This window comes from Yokenella regensburgei (genome assembly GCF_051486985.1).
Lineage (GTDB): Bacteria > Pseudomonadota > Gammaproteobacteria > Enterobacterales > Enterobacteriaceae > CBFFRJ01.
Genome location: NZ_JAHVDV010000005.1, coordinates 104,325 through 121,258, shown reverse-complemented (window position 1 = coordinate 121,258; position 16,934 = coordinate 104,325). Strand labels below are relative to the sequence as shown.

Below are 16,934 nucleotides of genomic sequence, written 5' to 3'. Positions count from 1 at the left end.
CTCCTGTTTTTCCGTCTGAGAATTACCAGTGCCGTAACGGCCCGGTATCAATATGCACAAAGTCACTGCTGGGGTAATATCCTACACCACCCGCGCGCATAGATAACGCAGCTTTGCGAACATTGCTCAGAGAAATCCCTTCAATATGAAAATCCATCGCCTGACCTTTGGTGTGGTAGCTTTTTTTGGCGACCCCACGGCTATGGGCACGGAGTTCATTGTTGGTATCAATGGAGCGATACCCTGAAATCAGTTGTACCGGCTTACGCGTTCCCAGCAGACCCTGCAGGCGGAAAAGCTGATCAAACAATTTAGGATCGATGGTTTTTATTTTGTTCGCGCGGTAGTCACGGAAAAAATGGTTCAGTTTTGCTAATTCATCCTGAATATAGCCCTTACCATCGAAAAACTCGGCCTTAATAGTTTCGCCGGTGTGAAGATTATTCAGCGTTAAAATACGTGGGCGTGGCGTTGATAGGGTTGCAAATGCACGTTGAGGTAAGATGGCTGCACCAAGGGCAATACCACCTAATGCCAACAATTTGCGGCGATTAGCGTCAAATTTGTCCATGATATTCAGGTCTTCAAGAAAGCAAAGTGATCGTATTTTATGCACATTATTAGGCACGAAAGGCACCTTACCGGGCAATAACGCCTGCGTCAAGGCAGCCAGACACCAGGAAATACGGGCGTTTGGACAGATCCCGTCCGTATTTCCTGGTTATGACGACAACGATGTTTTCAGAACGTCTTCATTTATCTGATTAATTGTTCCGCCTTCGCCAGGATTTTCGCCCCCGAACGAGCCGGTAAATCATAATTGTAAATATCTGTACGATATTGCGTGCGTCCGTCCGCACCAACAAAAGCAGTCAGGTAATAGAGATTGACCGGAATATTCTGGCGAATATTAACGTAACGGGTATCTCCCCCTTTTAATGCGTCAGAAATGCGAGTGTCATTCCAGCCTGCATCCTGTAATAACATATTGGCAAGCTCAGAGGATTTATTCACCCTCACGCAGCCAGAGCTAAGCGCACGAGCCTCCTTTTGAAAGAGGGCGTGGTTTGGTGTGTCATGCAGGTAAATCGCGTCAGAGCTCGGCATATTGAACTTATAACGCCCAAGCGAGTTGTGCGCGCCTGGGGCCTGCTGGAAACGAAACGGCATGTTAGACGGGGTAATCGTCGCCCAGTCGACCATCCAGGGGTCAATCGCCTCTTTGCTGTTCCAGCCCCGCAGAACCGTATAGTTGTGACGTTCAAGGTACCCGGGGTCATTCCAGACTTTTGGTAAAATATCTTTGCGCGCAAGCGTTGGCGGGACGTTCCAGGGCGGGTTAACAACCACATTATTCAGCGCGCTGCTCATCATGGGCGTTTTACGATCCGGGCGACCGACAATGACTTTTGATGCCAGCACCTCATTACCATTCAGGTAATAGACCAGCGAATATTGCGGAATATTAACCATAATGCCCGTTGAGAGCTTGCCGGGAAGCAAGCGCAGGCGCTGAATGTTCAGCGCCAGCAAGCCCGCACGCTGGGCTGGGGTAACATTGAGCCAGTCACGCGTGGCTGTCCCGATGACACCGTCTGCATGCAGGCCCTGTGCACTCTGAAAGCGTTTTACTGCTTCTACCAGCGTACGATCGTATTCACTGCGTACCGCAGCCACAGCAGGTTTTTTCTTACCTTGCGTTACCGGCGCGGGTACGGCTGGTTTTGTCTCTTCAACCGCAATAGCTGAAGGACTGACAACGTTCGCGCTGTCGTTATCGCCTGGCAGGGCAATATGCGGATGCGCTTCCATCATCCCGCTACGTTGCAAAATCTCACGCAATGCCGGGACATCAATGCTCCATTGACCCGGCCTTAAGGATGCCGTTCCGGTCAGCTGTGGCCAGGGGGTGGTGTCGGCCACTAAAGCCAGCAATGACTTATGCATCACCTCATACTGGGGATGCTGCGGTGCGAGACTGGCAATAAAAGAGGCGAGCTCGCCATTATCCAGGGCCAGTTGCCACTGATTGATAACCGAGAGTGGCGGGGTTTCCAGCGAATAGGGTTTGGTACTGTAAAGCCAGCGGTTACCTTTTACCGGAATACTGGCAACATAATTGAGATAGCCCATCATCGCGTCTGAAAGCACTACGTCTCTTGCCATGCCGGTAACGGCAGGGTCGGTCAGTAGCTCAACCCAGGTCGTAAACTGCGGCTGGAAGCCGGCGATGGCAATCTCAGCTAACTGTTGCTGGAAGGCCTGAACGGCTTCGCGATTGTCCCATAACGGTTTCATCTCACGTGCCGCATAAAGCGCCGCAAGTGAGTTCATGTAAACGGGCGACCAGTTAGCAGGAAGAATCCCCTGCAAAGATGCACGCGCCTCAGCAGGCGCATTTTCACTCGGGAAAGGCGTTAACCCTGCCATCATGGCTGTCGCAGGAGACTGCGCCAGCGGTTGAGATAACGCGGTCGGTTGAAAACCCTGAGTCGCTGAGCTATCAACCGGCACCACTTCAGGCTCATCGGCCTGAGCGCTAAACAGTGGAGCGAGTGCGAATGTCAGGCATAAACCCAACGAAGACATTCGACGACCATACGACTTCATAAGCAACATCCCTTGCCCCCTGTTCACAGTAAATCAGCATCACTTCATTCTTTCTCTAAGTATATAAAGACAAAAAAGCATTTGCCTTACCAAATGTAAAGAAGTTTAAAGACCCACTCACGCTGAGCAGACCTCTTTAGATAAAAAAATGGCGGCATATCTGCCGCCATCAGAGAGCTCAGGTTATCAGGATGCGTCAGCCGTTCCCGGCAACGTTTCTGGTAACTGCGCAGCAAAACCTCGCAGACCTACCACATGTACGTGCTCGTTGTTGTGCACAACCTTACGTACCAGCTTATAGGTGGTTCCTTTTTCAGGGCTGATATTTTCCGGTGCGGCAATGATAAGCTGCATTTCAAGCCGTTCGCACAACTCGAACAGCGTTGCAATGGAACGGGCATCAAGACGTGCCGCTTCGTCAAGGAACAGCAGTCGGCAGGGCGAAATATCTTTTCCACGCAGACGACGTGCTTCATCCTCCCAGCTCTGTACCACCATCACCAGAATCGACATCCCGGTACCAATGGCCTCACCGGTAGAGAGCGCACCCGATTCTGCACGAAGCCATCCATCAGAACCGCGGTTTACTTCCACTTCCATTTCCAGATAGTTACGGTAGTCCAGTAACTCTTCCCCGATGGTTTGCGGCGTCCGCTGGCCCAGATCGATTTGCGGGTTCAGGCGCTGATACAACTTCGCCAGGGCTTCCGAAAAGCTCAGACGATTGCTGTTAAACAGATCCTGATGCTGTTCATGCTGCTCCGAGAGTACCGTCAGCAGGGTGGCATGGGTTTCCCGCACGTTCACGTTAAGCCGCACGCTGTTGACCTGACCAAAGGAGACGCTTTGCAGACCCTGGTTCAACTGACGAATACGGTTCTGCTCACGCTGGATAGTTTTGCGAATAATGTTCGCTACGCTTCGGGAGCTGATGGCCAGTTTCTGCTCACGTGAGGTCAACTCTTCCGTCAGACGACTCAGCTCAATCTCCATCTGTTCAATGGCTTCTACCGGATCGTCAGTACGGATAATATCCTGACGGATACGCTCACGAAGATGCTGATAAACCGCAACGAAGAACTGAATTTTGCGCTCAGGCCGTTTCGGATCTTCCGACATCCTCAGGACATCACGAAGATGCTCGTTATCGGCGACGGCAAGACGCAACGCACCCAGGGCTTTATCCGACATGGAACGCAATTCATCTCCGGAAAGATAAGCAAGTTCACGACGGTGCAGACGGCGTTCAACGCCATTATCTTTAACCATGCGCATAACCGCACACCAGCCAGCTTTTGCCGTCACGACATGCTCGCGCATCTCATGATAGTCGCGTTCAAGACGACGGAGTTTACGGGTCAGATTATCCATCTCCGCCTCACAGAACGTCAGCGCTTTTTCCAGTTGATTACGGCGGGCACGGTTGCCGGAGAGTTGCGCATGCAGCTCATCACGGCGAATGCGCGCTCGCTCTTCCGCACCACTGTCGGCACGCACGCCAATGTCCTGTAACTCTTTTTGCAGATCGTTCAGCAGCTCTTTCTTCGTATCGAACGAACTTTTCAGTGATGCCATAACCTGATTGTACTGGCTAAGCTGTGCTGCATGACTACGCAACGCTTCACGGGTGCGGCTACGCTCTGCTTCTGCCTGCTCCAGACGCTGGCGCAACTTCTCATTCAGATCGTTATTACCACTGAGCATCTGGGCAGAATCGGAATAGCTAAAGTGAGCACGACGCTGGACCACTTCGGCTAACGCGAAGGCCTGTTGACGGGCATCACGCTGCGCCTGCTGCGATAACGCATAATCTTCTTTTAACTGTTCGAACTGCTCAGGATCGTTTTGCAGCACCGAGACTATCGGCTCCAGCTTCGCCAACTGATTACCGTACTGCTGAATAAAGCGGGCCGCTTCCTGAGCTTCATCCAGACGTTCCTGGATTTCATCCACGCGATCGGCAAGCGTTTCATCCGCCAGCAGGCTAAGACGTGGCAGCAGTCGGTTAAGCAGCGCCACCCCCTCTTTGGCCTGCTCGAACTGGGTGCGATTTTGCTGATTATCGTTCTCGTGAGCAGTGATGGCCCGCTCCAGTTCGCCGCGTCGGCTATTGAGCGTGCGTATCTCGGCTTCTGGATCGGCATCAAACGCAACGGCCAGATGGCTCCCGATGAAACGGCTAAAAGCCTGGTGTAAACGCTGGGTTTTCTGCACATCAAAGGACAGGGTCGCAAAACGCTCAGACAGCGCTTCACGCTCCGCATGGAGGCTTTCAATCCGGCTTTCACGCGCCGCTCGCCCGAACAGGGGCACGGACGGAAAGCGTGAATAACGCCACTGTCTGTCAGCAATTTTTACAACGACCGCTTTTTCCAGCTCATCCACGCCGAACACACTGTCATCAAAAGATTGCGGATCGCCTTCAATCAAATAGAGATCTTCCGGGCAGTCCTCAAGACCTTCCAGCTGTTCTGAGACCAGCGATAAATCCGGCACCACAATAGCGTGTCTCGACGGGCCATAAAGCGCTGAGTAGTAAGGGGCATCCTCAAGGCTGACGTCATCATAGATTTCGGACAACAACACGCCGCCAAAACGTTCCGCCAACGCATTAAGGCGTCCATCTTCGGCCCCTCCTGGCTGGCTGAGGCGTTCGATCTCGTCGTCGACAGCACGCTTACGTGCACCTACCTCGTCACGCTCTACGCTGCCTTCACGCTCACGCTCCAGCAGTTGCTGAAGGTATTCGGTGACGTCCTGGCCGGATTCAAACTGCTCTGCGCTCTGCTCACATAGCTGGTTGAGGCTGTTCTGTGCCGCCAGCCAGACGGGCGCACGCAGGGTCAGGGTTTTGATACGGGATTGCAGCTGCTCCAACTCCTGGCGCAGCGCCATGCGTTGTTCGCCTGCACCAGAAACCGTATCTGAGAGCGCTGCGATTTGCGCTTCCAGCTCCTGGTGTAGTGCTTCAAGCTCATCAATGGCATAGGTTTTACCCTGGCGTTTGCAAAAGTCTGCCAGCAGCCGCTCGGCATCCTGCTGTTCGCGTAAACGCTGCTCCAGCTCATTCAATCGCATCCGTAAGGATTGCGCCTCACCGGCCAGGTGGCGCTGGTTTACCCCGTCCCGAAGAAGTTCACGGGCAACGTTCCAGGCATCACTGCGGGGGAGCGGGCCATTGATGGCAACCACCAACTGGTAAGCCTGCTCAAACTGACTGTGCGCCGTTTGTGCCACGCTCATGCGCTGGTCCAGCGTCAGCAGCCTTTCAGTGGCTTCACGCTCTTTCGCCTGGAAGGTCTCCAGCCACTCATCCGCGGTGTCTGACGTCAAATCAGGTAACTGGCAAAGTTCTTTTGCTCGTTGCAGCGCCTGCAAAGCCTGGTTGTACTGAATGGCACGGGTCTGTTGGACATCCAGCGCCTGCTGGTAATCGGCAAGCTGGTTTTTAAGCTCGTCAACTTCAAGCTCTGCGGCTTCCGCCCGGGCTTCATTCTCTTCCTGACGATCTGTTGCTTCAGCCACGACTTCAGTCTGCTCTTCGAGGCGAATCTGCAACTCCTCCAGATCGGCCTCATAGCGCTCGATTTTCTCCTGCTGGCGCAACGCGGTCTGCACCAGGTTAAGGTGATCGCTGGCAGCCTGATAATCAGCCTCAAGATCGCCTTCCGCGCCATTCTGTTCAGCCAGCTCTCGTGCCATATCGACATGTTTATACTGCTCTGCCGCCAGCTGCTGGCGTGAGGAGAACAGATCGCGACGGTCGGTCAGCGCTTTGTCCAGATGAACGCGACGTTCATTAGCGTGACGCATATAGTCCGCTGCCACATAGTTGGTGGCTTCGCTGATCAAATGCTTAAACAGGTCGCGGTCAGACTGGGTGACGCGGATGGCTTCCAGCGTCATCCGGTTCTCCCTCAGGGCAGCTTCCATATCCTGAAACGCCTTACGGACGCCGCTGTTTTCAGGTAACAGATAATCACGCAGAGAACGGGTAATGGCGCTGGAGATGCCGCCATAAAGGGACGCTTCAATCAGACGGTAGAATTTGCTGCGATCGGACGCCGTTCGCAACCGACGCGCCACGATGCCCAAATCAAACATCAGGGCATGGTAGTCGGTGATGGAGTTGAACTGCTTAAACTGCACCCCTTCCATCTCGTCGAGCTTGTCTTTCACTTCCTGCAGCGGCAGTACGCGGGCCTGACGTTCGTTTACTGTCTCCGTCAGAAGCTGCGTTGGTAAAAATGCGGTCGGCAGTCCCTGGATGGCAAAAGGCTTGATATCTACTTTGCGGTCGCGACCCGCAACCTGCTGTAAACGTACCCCCACCAGTACGCGCTGGTGACGAGAGTTGATGACGTCAAGTACGGCATAGCAGACCCCCGCCCTCAGCTTTCCGTGCAGACCTTTGTCGCGCGAACCGGAGGTCGCGCCCGCTTCGGTGGTATTGCGAAAGTGCAGAAGGGTGAGATCCGGAATAAGTGCTGTTACAAAAGCAGCCATCGTTGTGGACTTACCCGCACCGTTGCCCCCGGACAAGGTTGTGACCAGTTCATCCAGATCGAACGTACGGGCAAAGAAACCGTTCCAGTTAATCAGCGTTAGTGAGCGAAATTTACCGCGATCAATCATTATTCTTCCTCTCCGCTTTCCGGCTGGTTTTCTTCTGGATCGTCATTAAGCTGTAGATGATTTTCGACGGGCATCGCTTCGCCGTCACGAATCAACCGGCGCTGCGCTTCACGCGCATCATCCCCGGAGCGTACGTCGGCACCAAAGCGGAATACGGATTCTGTTATCCGGAATTTGCTGCTGTCATTACCCATAAACCAGACCATGCCAAGACGACGCAGACGGTTCAGTGAAGAACGCACCTTCTCCTGCAATTTCTGGCGGTCCAGATCTGAACCGGTTGAACGGTTATTCACCAGTTTTAGTAAACGAGTTTCATCCGCTAATGACAGAAGCTCATCGTAAAGCTCCTGCTGGGTAAAAATACCTTCATTCGCCAGGCGTTCCGGGCTGAGATAGAGGTAACAGAGAATTTTACCCACCATCATATCCAGCTCAGAGAGCACCGAACGCGGGATAAGGGTGGTCGACCGCGGACGTAAATAGAAGAACCCTTCAGGAGCGCGGATTAATTCCACATTGTATCGGGCATAAAATTCTTCCATATATTCCTGAAAATCCATCAGGAACGCATGGTTGTCCAGCTCATCAAGACCGATATGTCGACCTGAACGCAGGGCGCTGTCCAGAGCCGGGAAAAGCGGGTTAGAAAGTGCCTGGGCCAGTTTAACCGGCATCATTTGTTCAATATTTGTCAATGACATGCGCCTGTACCTTGGCTCCGTAATCATTAATCGGCTGCCATTCAGGAGGCAGTCCGGTGAAATCTGCTTGCGCCACGCCAAGGCGTACCGCCTGATCGATGACGATCCTTGCAACATCAAAATGCCGCGCACGTGGATAGCGCAGCAGATATTCGCGCACAACCAGACCAAGATCCAGCGGCGTCTCTTTTGTCTTATAGATAGCGAGCTGTTCTTCGATCATCGCCGCAAGTTGTTCGCGAATTTCGTTGAACTCTTCGTATTCCAGATCCGGTGGAAGTTCACCCGTTACCTCTTCGTCCCGCAGCGCCATCTCTTCATCGCGCATATCCAGCAGCCTGTCGGCGCTGGCATGCGTGAGCGTCCAGGGCGCATCAAAGTAAGACTGCACGGACTGACGAAGCCGCTGGGCGAAGACACGGTTCTTATCCATATCAATAGCGGTACGGATAAATTTGTGCACGTGGCGGTCGTAACCAATCCATAAATCTATCGCCTGTTGCCCCCAACTGACGATGCGATCCAGTTTGCTTTGCAAATCGAATACAAGCCGGTCTACGAATTCAAGGTCGTTGTGTGCCAGGGTCGCATCCTGGATCTGCAGGAGATTGGCCTGCAGCTTATCGCCTGCGGCATCCAGGGTGTCCTGTAATTCACGCAATGTGCCGGAGGTTTCCGACAATAACAGTTCGCAGCTGGATATCGCCGCCCGCCAGTCTTTATTCAGCAACTGGGCAATATCATCTTTCACCAGTTGCTGCTGTTCATCCATCACACGCTGGGTCAAATCGATACTGTCGAAAATCTCGGCCACGGAGTATTTGAGCGGCGCATATACATTGCGGTGCCAGTGGAATTCATCTCCCCCTTCCTGGGCAGCATCGGCGGCTCGTTTTAATTCTGCCGCCACAATTGAGAGCTGCATGGAGAGTCGCAGCGTGGAGAATTCACGCTGGCGAATATAATAATCGGTAATCCCCATTCCCAGCGGCGTCAGGCGATAAATGGCATTGCCTTCAGCAAGTTCACTGGTGAAACGGTTTAATAAACGCTGACGCACCATATCATTGATGGCGTTGTTGGCGCGCTGAGTGATGGTGTCGCTACTCTGTTCAAACGCGTCACTGACGTGGCGGAACGCGTCCACCAGCTCTCCTTCGCTCATTTCGCCATCCAGCCGCTCACCGTTTAACGTGGCGATGGCCAGTAAAAATGAGAGCCTGTCCACCGGCAGGGCGATAGAAAAATCATTTTTTCGGGCCCAGGCAACCAGTTCGGGCACTGTCTGGGAAAATTCACTCATCGTTCATCCTTTCATCTCTCTGCGGCTTGATCGCGGTCACGTGAATATAACGACCCAGGCTGACGTAGGGCTCCTGCCGACAATATTGTGTTTCAAGTTCAAGCAAGGCGTTATAGCACTCCTGCTGCTGATGCTTATCTCGCAGATAATCATGAAAAACGCGGACGCCAGTTTTTCCGGTAATATGCCAGCCTATCTCATTCAGCCAGCCATAGACTTCATCCGGATGGCGCGGATAATCCGGGGACAACGTACGCTTTTTCTTTTTCGGCATACCCGCCAGCACGTAGTCGAAATTGCCGACGACCATATTGCGCATTAACAGCCCGTGCGCATTGTAGAACATCAATGACAGCGCACCGCCTCTGCTGAGTACTGACCATAAGGCCTGCAGCACGCCCGTGGGCTCAGCGACCCACTCCAGCACCGCATGGAACAATATCAGATCGACCGGCGAATCCAAATGCTGCGCAATATCCTGAGCGGCGCACTGTATAAAATGCATATTTCCGCTCACACCTTTCTCCTGCGCCGCAACGCGGGCCCGCTCAATCATCTCTTTTGAGACATCACACAGCGTGACATGATGCCCCCGCAGCGCCATCTGGATTGCCGTCTGGCCCTCACCGCCTCCTGCATCCAGCACCCGAAGCGGCCGCTCTCCAGCTTCTGCCAGCAACGCGTCGAGATCTTGCCAGAGGATCGCCTGACGCAGTTGGCCCTTGGTGGTGCCATAAATGTTTCGCGAGAATTTCTCTGCGATGCCGTCGAAATTACGATCCTGCATGACCGCTCCACGATCCTGACAAAACCGCTATTTTGTCACAGCCGTGCCGAGAATGAACCCACCTGGTGTAAGATCGCCCAGAAACACGCGCTGTATGGTCAAAAAGGAGACGGAAGCGATGCTTTTCACCCTCAAAAAATACATTGGCGGCCTGATGTTGCCTTTGCCCTTTTTGTTGCTACTGATTGGAACAGGGATAGCACTGGTCTGGTTTAGTCGGTGGCAGAGAACGGGGAAAAGTATCATTACCGTAAGCTGGATGGTCTTATTCATGATTAGCTTACAGCCCGTCGCTGACGGCCTGCTTGGGCCGATTGAAAACAGCTACCCCACCTGGCGGGGCGAACAGCGGGTTAATTATATCGTGGTCCTGGGCGGTGGTTACACCTGGAATGATGAGTGGGCACCCAGCTCAAACCTAATCAATAACAGCCTGCCTCGCCTCACTGAAGGCATCCGCCTGTGGCGGGAAAATCCTGGCGCCAGAATGATTTTTACCGGGGCGGCCGCACGAACCAATCCGGTCAGCACCGCTGAAGCCGGCGCTCGTGTCGCAGAGAGCCTTGGCGTTCCACGCAGCGATATCCTCACCCTCGATAGTCCAAAAGATACGGAAGAAGAGGCCGCAGCGGTCAAAGCCGCGATCGGTGATGCTCCTTTTCTGCTTGTTACTTCAGCATCCCATATGCCGAGAGCGGTCATCTTTTTCCGTCAGGCTGGTCTGCATCCCCTTCCCGCCCCTGCCAATCAGTTGGCCATTCATTCACCGCTTAATCCCTGGGAAAGCGCAATCCCCTCCCCGGTCTGGCTGATGCACAGTGACCGGGTTGGGTACGAAACGCTTGGGCGGGTCTGGCAGTGGCTGAAAGGGGAGTCAGGCAAGCCAGGGCAGGAGTGATTTCGAGGCTAAATTGAAATTGTCGCGATTGAAGTGGCCGGTGTTGACTAACTGCGCCACTTCATCCCAGAGCAGATACAACCAGCGCCGCCACATAAAGGCTTCAGAAACGGGTGCGCGCTGGAGATAGTGCCAAAGCAGCCCTTCTGACAGCGCCCCCTCCGCGAGGCGGAACAGCTCATATTCACGCGGAGCCCAGAGCATTATTCCAGGCCCCACCATCGCCAGCAGTTGGTCGCTACGCGCATCTTTCAGCATGCTTCGCAGGTTAAAATTTCCGTGGACCAGTACGCAGTTATCGTTAAATCCGTCAAACAGTGCAGGCAGACATTCGCGCGTGCGAAACAAAATACGCTTATCCTGCATCGTTAACCCGGTATTCTGATACTGATTAAGCGTGGTCCAGAGTACTTCCACTCGCTGGCGATACCAGGACGGCCAGATATTTTCCTGGGTGCTGTCTACCGTGCCGACACATCCACGGCTGTCCTGCCGGTGCCAGGCCAGTAAACCTTCAACAATCTGATCTTTAAGCTGTTCCCAGCGTTCCGGCGTGCGCGCTGGTGCTTCCACCGACACCCCACGTAAGCGTTCGATAAGCAGAACATCCGGGCCCGGGTGCTCTTCATGCGTCATGACTCCATAGACCACGGGCATACGCACCGTACCGCTGCGCGCCAGCATTGAGATTTTCCATGCCAGTTGCCGCGCCAGCCCAGGCGTGGTGAAGCTTCTTGCCAGCAAGGGCATCGCATTACCCTGGCTGTCATAAAGCGACCATAGTGCCGTATCAGGACGTTCGCTCACACATTCCATACGGCTTAGCTTTTCACCCAACAGATGGCTCAGTTCAGCACGCAGTTGTTCCATACAAGATTACCCTCATGAAGACCACTGCTTTTTATAATGAGCGCCTGCCACGGGGAAGTCACCCTGACGAGATCAAATCAGGATGAGAATATGCGTAAAAAAACAAATCCCCTCCGGACGGAGAGGATGAGAGGGTAACTTAGCGCATTTGGGCGCGGACACGTTCCAGATCGTCCGGGGTATCGACGCCGGTACCGGGAATTTGAGTTGCGACTGCAACATGAATTTTTTCGCCGTACCAAAGCACCCGCAGTTGCTCCAGCATCTCAATATTTTCTAACGGACTGGCTTCCCAGTTAACGTAGCGACGAATAAAACCGGCCCGGTAGCCATAGATACCAAGATGACGCAGTACGCTATTGCCAATGGTTTCTTTCGATACGGCAAAACGGTCACGGTCCCACGGAATGGTCGCACGGGAGAAATACAATGCATAACCCTCAGCGTCCAGTACCACTTTTACCGCGTTCGGGTTGAATGCTTCTTCGGCATCATGGACAGGCGCCGCCAGGGTCGCCATACCAACCTCGCGTGCCGCCAGATTCTCTGCAACCTGACGGATTATAACCGGCGGGATCATGGGTTCGTCACCCTGCACGTTAACGATAACCGTGTCATCGCTGAACCCGCATTTTTCTACCACTTCTGCCAGACGCTCGGTTCCAGACTGATGGTCGGCGCGTGTCATACACACTTCACCGCCCGCCGCTTCGACCGCCTTTGCCACTTCTTCATGATCCGTAGCAACGATAATACGATCGGCACCAGATTCTCGTGCACGCTCCAGCACATGCACAACCATTGGTTTACCGTTGATATCCACTAACGGTTTTCCGGGCAACCGGGTTGACGCATAGCGGGCGGGAATAATGACTACGAAACTCATGGTCGACTCTCATCTTCTGTCAATGGGCGGGCTTCTGTTTCTAAAAGAACCGGAATTCCCTCGCGGACCGGATAGGCGAGGCTATCCAGCTTGCAGATTAATTCTTGCTTATCCTGACTGTAATACAGTTTGCCGTTGCAAACCGGGCAGGCAATGATTTCCAGCAACCGATGATCCATGTTTCCTCCTGATGGACCGGACGTGAGATTGTTAAATATTAACATATTCATTTATCAGACCGCGTCTATTTCCAGCCCCTGATGAATATCTGTAAAGAGACCATCGGGAAGGCGGCCAAAGGTAATACGCACCGCTCCCTGCCAACGGGCAAAATCGGTAATGGCACTTTTCAGCTCGTTATTAAGGCGCTTATTCGGTTTCACTCCGGCCTCAAGAAAGAGCGCGATAATCTCCAGCACATTCGTTTTACGGTGCATTTTGGCATCCATTCTGCCTACCAGACGCCCCCGATGCAGTAGCGGCAATACGAAGTATCCAAACTGCCGTTTGGGCGCAGGCGTGTAACATTCCAGCCGATAGCTGAAATTAAAAAGCTGTTCGGCGCGCTTTCTGTCCCAGACAACCGGGTCAAAAGGAGAAAGTACGGCACTGTGCGTGGCGTTGAGTTTTCCTGCCATCCCCTTTTCCAACAGAGGGAGCAAACTGGTGTGCAGCCACGCGGGACCAAGGGTCTCGATGTTGACCGGAACAATAACGTTTTCTGCCTGTAATCTTTCCAGTAAAACCGGCAGAGAGAGTTTTCGCAGACGATAGTAGTCAGCCAGCCATGATGCCCGGAAGATACCGAGGCTGCGGGCGCTGTTTTCCAGCATCAGAATTTCAGCCTGCGTTTGTGAAAGGCTATCGCGTTCATCATCCCACTCTGGCATGACGCGTGCGGTGAGATCATAGACACGCTGGAAATTACGCCGTTCTGTCACCATCACCCTGCCCGAGGTGAATAATCCCTCCAGATGACGTTTATGGGGCTTCCAGTCCCACCAGCCACTGCTTCCTTTATGGGGGTGTTCAAAATCCGCTGAGCGCACCGGGCCATGCTGCCCGATATGGGCCACCAGCGCCTCGATTTCCACGGCATGCTCCTGCATCCATTCTGGACGATATTTCCAGCCCATCTTTTCTGGCGCGAGCATACGGTGGCGGATCAACCTGAAATCAGTACGGGGTAAGAAACAGGCTTCGTGAGCCCAATATTCCATGAGCTCTCCACGACGTAGCGCCTCGTCCAGCCAGACGGGAGGATAACTGCCAAGCCGACTGAAGAGCACGATATAGGGGCTGCGTGCCACAATATTGATCGTATCGATTTGCAGCAGTGACATGCGCTGGACGGTAGAAAGAATATCCTCAGGTTTCGCGCTTCGGGTTGGTTTTTGCAGCAATCCCTGAGCGGCAAGGTGGAGTTGTCGGGCAAGTTGCAATGAAATAAGCGGCGCTGACATAAGCTTCCCGGTAGACAGTGTGCACCCGACAAATCGCTAGCGCACCAGGGTTAATAGATCCTTTAACAGTGTGGCAGCCTTATCCCCGTCAAGATGCGCATCAACAGGGAGATACCACCAGTTCTCATGGGCGAAGGCGCGGCATTTTACCGCGTCCTTTTCCGTCATGATAAGGCTCTGCCCGCTGCTCAGTAACTTAACCACATCCGCTTCAAAGAGCGCCTGGTGGTCGGCAAGGGCAACCTCCCCTTCAAGCGTCACGCCACATTGTGCGAGGGTGGCAAAAAAACGCGGTGGATGCCCGATACCAGCCATTGCGACAAGATGGTTAAGTTCCCGGACGTCGCGATGCTCCCCGGTGCGCACATTCACTGCGGTGCCCGGTTTCAGGTGCATCGCAATTTCATCCGCAGACGCAACGCCCCCATTCGTAATGATGGCGTCCACGGTCTTCAGGCGCGAGGCTCGTTCGCGCATTGGCCCTGCCGGCAACCACCAGCCGTTGCCAAAACGGCGGACACCATCAATGACCACGATCTCTTTATCACGATGAAGACGATAATGCTGTAAACCATCGTCCGTCACGATAAGCTGAACCGGGTCGTGTGCCAGCAGCGCTTTCACTGCATCAACCCGGGAGGGGGAAACGGCCACCGTTGCGCCCGTTCGTTGATAAATAAGTACGGGTTCATCACCCGCCTCTGCCGTTGTCGTGTCCACTGTGAGCACCAGGGGATAGTGCGCCGCCTTTCCGCCATATCCGCGAGACACCACACCCACGCGTACTCCCTGTTGCTGTAACTGTTCTACCAGCCAGATGACAACCGGGGTTTTGCCGTTCCCTCCCGCCGTCAGATTACCGACCACCACCACCGGGACGGGCGCACGCCAGGGTTTACGCAATCCGATACGCCAGCTTAACCGAATGATGCTGCTCACCAGGCCATAAAGCCAGGAGAAGGGCAGCAAAAGCAGCCATAAAGGTGACTCACCAGACCAGATGCGGGCTATCATTCGCCAAACTGCATTTTATGTAACTGGGCGTAGACACCGCGTTGTGCCAGCAGCTCGGTATGACTTCCACGCTCAACAATACGCCCCTCTTCCACCACGACTATCTCATCAGCCTGTTCAATGGTAGACAGGCGGTGCGCAATAACCAGCGAGGTGCGGTTTTTTTGCAACTCATTGAGGGCAGACTGAATGGCACGTTCAGATTCCGTATCTAATGCCGATGTCGCTTCATCAAGGATCAAAACTGGACTGTCACGGAGCAGGGCACGCGCGATAGCGATACGCTGACGTTGCCCCCCTGAAAGCAACACCCCGTTTTCACCAATAATGGTGTCAAGGCCGTTGTCCATCTTGCTGATAAAGTCCATGGCATAGGCCATTTTCGCCGCCTGCTCTATCTGCTCGCGACTAAACGCTTCAGTGCGGGCGTAAGCAATATTATTGGCTACCGTGTCGTTGAACAGATGGACATTCTGCGAAACCAGAGCAACCTGATTACGCAGTGAGGTCAGTTTGTACTCGCGCAAATCGTGACCGTCCATCAGGATTTCGCCTTCATCAATATCGTAAAAGCGCGTGATCAGGCTTGCCATTGTCGACTTACCCGAACCTGACCGCCCCACCAGCGCCACGGTTTTGCCCGCCGGGATTTTCAGGTTGATATTACGTAACGCTGGCGTTTCACGACCAGGGTAGGTGAAGGTCACATTGCGAAACTCAATATCACCTTGCGCACGCTCGATGACCCGTTGACCTTCGTCTTTTTCCTGCTCACTGTCGAGGATGGCAAATAACGTCTGACAGGCTGCCATACCACGCTGGAACTGCGCATTAACGTTCGTCAGCGATTTCAGTGGGCGCATCAGGGCTATCATGGATGAAAAGACCACGGTAATGGTACCTGCGGTCAGTGTCTCCATCACACTCGGAAAACTGGCAGCGTAAAGCACGAACGCCAGGGCAAGGGAGGCAATCAATTGAATAATGGGATCTGAAATTGAAGAGGCAGAGACCATTTTCATACCCTGCAGACGCATTTTGTTACTGACTTTGTCAAAACGGCTGGTTTCAACCTGCTGCCCACCAAACATCAGTACTTCTTTATGCCCTTTTAGCATCTGCTCGGCGCTGGTGGTGACCTGACCCATCGTGTTTTGCATATTTTTGCTGATGTTACGAAAGCGCTTTGAGACCACACGGATGGCGAAGGAGACGACCGGGGCCAGCACAATCAAAATCACCGACAGCTGCCAGCTGTAATAAAACATCATGACAAAAAGGCCGATGATAGATGCACCTTCACGCACCACGGTGATCAGGGCACTGGAAGAGGAAGAGGCAACCTGTTCAGAATCATAGGTAATGCGCGACAACAAGGTGCCTGTCGACTGCTTATCGAAGTAAGAGACAGGCATACCCATCATATGGCTGAAAAGCCGACGGCGCATGGTCATTACCACTTTGCCGGACACCCAGGATATACAGTAACTTGAAATATAGCTGGTGATGCCGCGTAAAATCATCAGCCCGATAACCACCAGTGGCATCCACAGCAGCACTGAACGGTCCGTTTTGCCAAAACCATCATCCAGTAACGGTTTAAGAAGCGATAGCATGAAGGTATCGCTGGCGGCGTTGAGGATTAACGCTACTCCCGAGACGAACAACCCCGCTTTAAACGGCGCAATCATGGGCCAGAGGCGGCGAAATGTTTGCCATGTTGAGAGATCTTTGTCGTTATGCATTCAAAAAACCAGCACTTGT

General features: G+C 53.4%; 13 protein-coding genes. 1 reads left to right on the top strand and 12 read right to left on the bottom strand.

Annotation, left to right across the window (positions count from 1 at the left end; genetic code table 11):
- Nucleotides 1-22: 22 nt before the first annotated feature.
- The 6 genes from KXR87_RS05795 to cmoM form a co-directional block, all read right to left on the bottom strand.
- Entirely contained in the window at nt 23-571 is a 549-nt protein-coding gene (locus KXR87_RS05795; RefSeq protein WP_437431315.1) for a DUF882 domain-containing protein, read from the bottom strand.
- A gap of 185 nt (nt 572-756) precedes the next feature.
- Nucleotides 757-2,619: a L,D-transpeptidase gene (gene ldtD / locus KXR87_RS05790; protein WP_437431314.1), complete on the bottom strand. Its 1,863-nt coding sequence runs from the start codon at nt 2,617-2,619 to the stop codon at nt 757-759.
- Between the two features lie 177 nt (nt 2,620-2,796).
- Complete coding sequence (gene mukB / locus KXR87_RS05785; protein ID WP_437431313.1) at nt 2,797-7,245, bottom strand: chromosome partition protein MukB; 4,449 nt, start codon at nt 7,243-7,245, stop codon at nt 2,797-2,799.
- On the bottom strand, nt 7,245-7,949 hold the full coding sequence (gene mukE, locus KXR87_RS05780; protein ID WP_437431312.1) for a chromosome partition protein MukE: 705 nt from the start codon (nt 7,947-7,949) through the stop codon (nt 7,245-7,247). Before mukE ends, mukB begins: the two co-directional genes overlap by 1 nt.
- On the bottom strand, nt 7,930-9,252 hold the full coding sequence (mukF, locus tag KXR87_RS05775) for a chromosome partition protein MukF (protein ID WP_437431311.1): 1,323 nt from the start codon (nt 9,250-9,252) through the stop codon (nt 7,930-7,932). The genes mukE and mukF overlap by 20 nt, the downstream gene beginning before the upstream one ends.
- Complete coding sequence (gene cmoM / locus KXR87_RS05770; protein WP_437431310.1) at nt 9,245-10,039, bottom strand: tRNA uridine 5-oxyacetic acid(34) methyltransferase CmoM; 795 nt, start codon at nt 10,037-10,039, stop codon at nt 9,245-9,247. The genes mukF and cmoM overlap by 8 nt, the downstream gene beginning before the upstream one ends.
- A 118-nt stretch (nt 10,040-10,157) precedes the next feature.
- Here cmoM and elyC point away from each other — a divergent pair, with 118 nt between their 5' ends.
- Nucleotides 10,158-10,937: an envelope biogenesis factor ElyC gene (elyC, locus tag KXR87_RS05765; RefSeq protein ID WP_437431309.1), complete on the top strand. Its 780-nt coding sequence runs from the start codon at nt 10,158-10,160 to the stop codon at nt 10,935-10,937.
- Here elyC and KXR87_RS05760 read toward each other — a convergent pair.
- The 6 genes from KXR87_RS05760 to msbA all read right to left on the bottom strand — a co-directional run bounded on the left by KXR87_RS05760 (nt 10,914) and on the right by msbA (nt 16,915).
- Nucleotides 10,914-11,807 (bottom strand): YcbJ family phosphotransferase, encoded by an 894-nt coding sequence (locus KXR87_RS05760; protein ID WP_437431308.1) that lies wholly within the window; start codon nt 11,805-11,807, stop codon nt 10,914-10,916. The two genes, elyC and KXR87_RS05760, sit on opposite strands and share 24 nt — an antisense overlap.
- Nucleotides 11,808-11,946: 139 nt before the next feature.
- Nucleotides 11,947-12,693 (bottom strand): 3-deoxy-manno-octulosonate cytidylyltransferase, encoded by a 747-nt coding sequence (gene kdsB / locus KXR87_RS05755; RefSeq protein WP_437431307.1) that lies wholly within the window; start codon nt 12,691-12,693, stop codon nt 11,947-11,949.
- On the bottom strand, nt 12,690-12,872 hold the full coding sequence (ycaR, locus tag KXR87_RS05750) for a protein YcaR (protein WP_437431306.1): 183 nt from the start codon (nt 12,870-12,872) through the stop codon (nt 12,690-12,692). Before ycaR ends, kdsB begins: the two co-directional genes overlap by 4 nt.
- A 54-nt stretch (nt 12,873-12,926) precedes the next feature.
- Complete coding sequence (locus KXR87_RS05745) at nt 12,927-14,156, bottom strand: winged helix-turn-helix domain-containing protein (RefSeq protein ID WP_437431305.1); 1,230 nt, start codon at nt 14,154-14,156, stop codon at nt 12,927-12,929.
- Nucleotides 14,157-14,192: 36 nt separating this feature from the next.
- Entirely contained in the window at nt 14,193-15,170 is a 978-nt protein-coding gene (gene lpxK, locus KXR87_RS05740) for a tetraacyldisaccharide 4'-kinase (protein WP_437431304.1), read from the bottom strand.
- Nucleotides 15,167-16,915 (bottom strand): lipid A ABC transporter ATP-binding protein/permease MsbA, encoded by a 1,749-nt coding sequence (gene msbA, locus KXR87_RS05735; RefSeq protein ID WP_437431303.1) that lies wholly within the window; start codon nt 16,913-16,915, stop codon nt 15,167-15,169. The genes lpxK and msbA overlap by 4 nt, the downstream gene beginning before the upstream one ends.
- Nucleotides 16,916-16,934 lie beyond the last annotated feature (19 nt).

Coding starts and splice junctions, on each gene's coding strand:
- mukF (WP_437431311.1), bottom strand. CDS start 9,252: ATGAGTGAATTTTCCCAGACAGTGCCCGAACTGGTTGCCTGGGCCCGA.
- cmoM (WP_437431310.1), bottom strand. CDS start 10,039: ATGCAGGATCGTAATTTCGACGGCATCGCAGAGAAATTCTCGCGAAAC.
- msbA (WP_437431303.1), bottom strand. CDS start 16,915: ATGCATAACGACAAAGATCTCTCAACATGGCAAACATTTCGCCGCCTC.
- kdsB (WP_437431307.1), bottom strand. CDS start 12,693: ATGAGTTTCGTAGTCATTATTCCCGCCCGCTATGCGTCAACCCGGTTG.
- lpxK (WP_437431304.1), bottom strand. CDS start 15,170: ATGATAGCCCGCATCTGGTCTGGTGAGTCACCTTTATGGCTGCTTTTG.
- ldtD (WP_437431314.1), bottom strand. CDS start 2,619: ATGTTGCTTATGAAGTCGTATGGTCGTCGAATGTCTTCGTTGGGTTTA.
- KXR87_RS05760 (WP_437431308.1), bottom strand. CDS start 11,807: ATGGAACAACTGCGTGCTGAACTGAGCCATCTGTTGGGTGAAAAGCTA.
- elyC (WP_437431309.1), top strand. CDS start 10,158: ATGCTTTTCACCCTCAAAAAATACATTGGCGGCCTGATGTTGCCTTTG.
- KXR87_RS05745 (WP_437431305.1), bottom strand. CDS start 14,156: ATGTCAGCGCCGCTTATTTCATTGCAACTTGCCCGACAACTCCACCTT.
- mukB (WP_437431313.1), bottom strand. CDS start 7,245: ATGATTGATCGCGGTAAATTTCGCTCACTAACGCTGATTAACTGGAAC.
- ycaR (WP_437431306.1), bottom strand. CDS start 12,872: ATGGATCATCGGTTGCTGGAAATCATTGCCTGCCCGGTTTGCAACGGC.
- KXR87_RS05795 (WP_437431315.1), bottom strand. CDS start 571: ATGGACAAATTTGACGCTAATCGCCGCAAATTGTTGGCATTAGGTGGT.
- mukE (WP_437431312.1), bottom strand. CDS start 7,949: ATGTCATTGACAAATATTGAACAAATGATGCCGGTTAAACTGGCCCAG.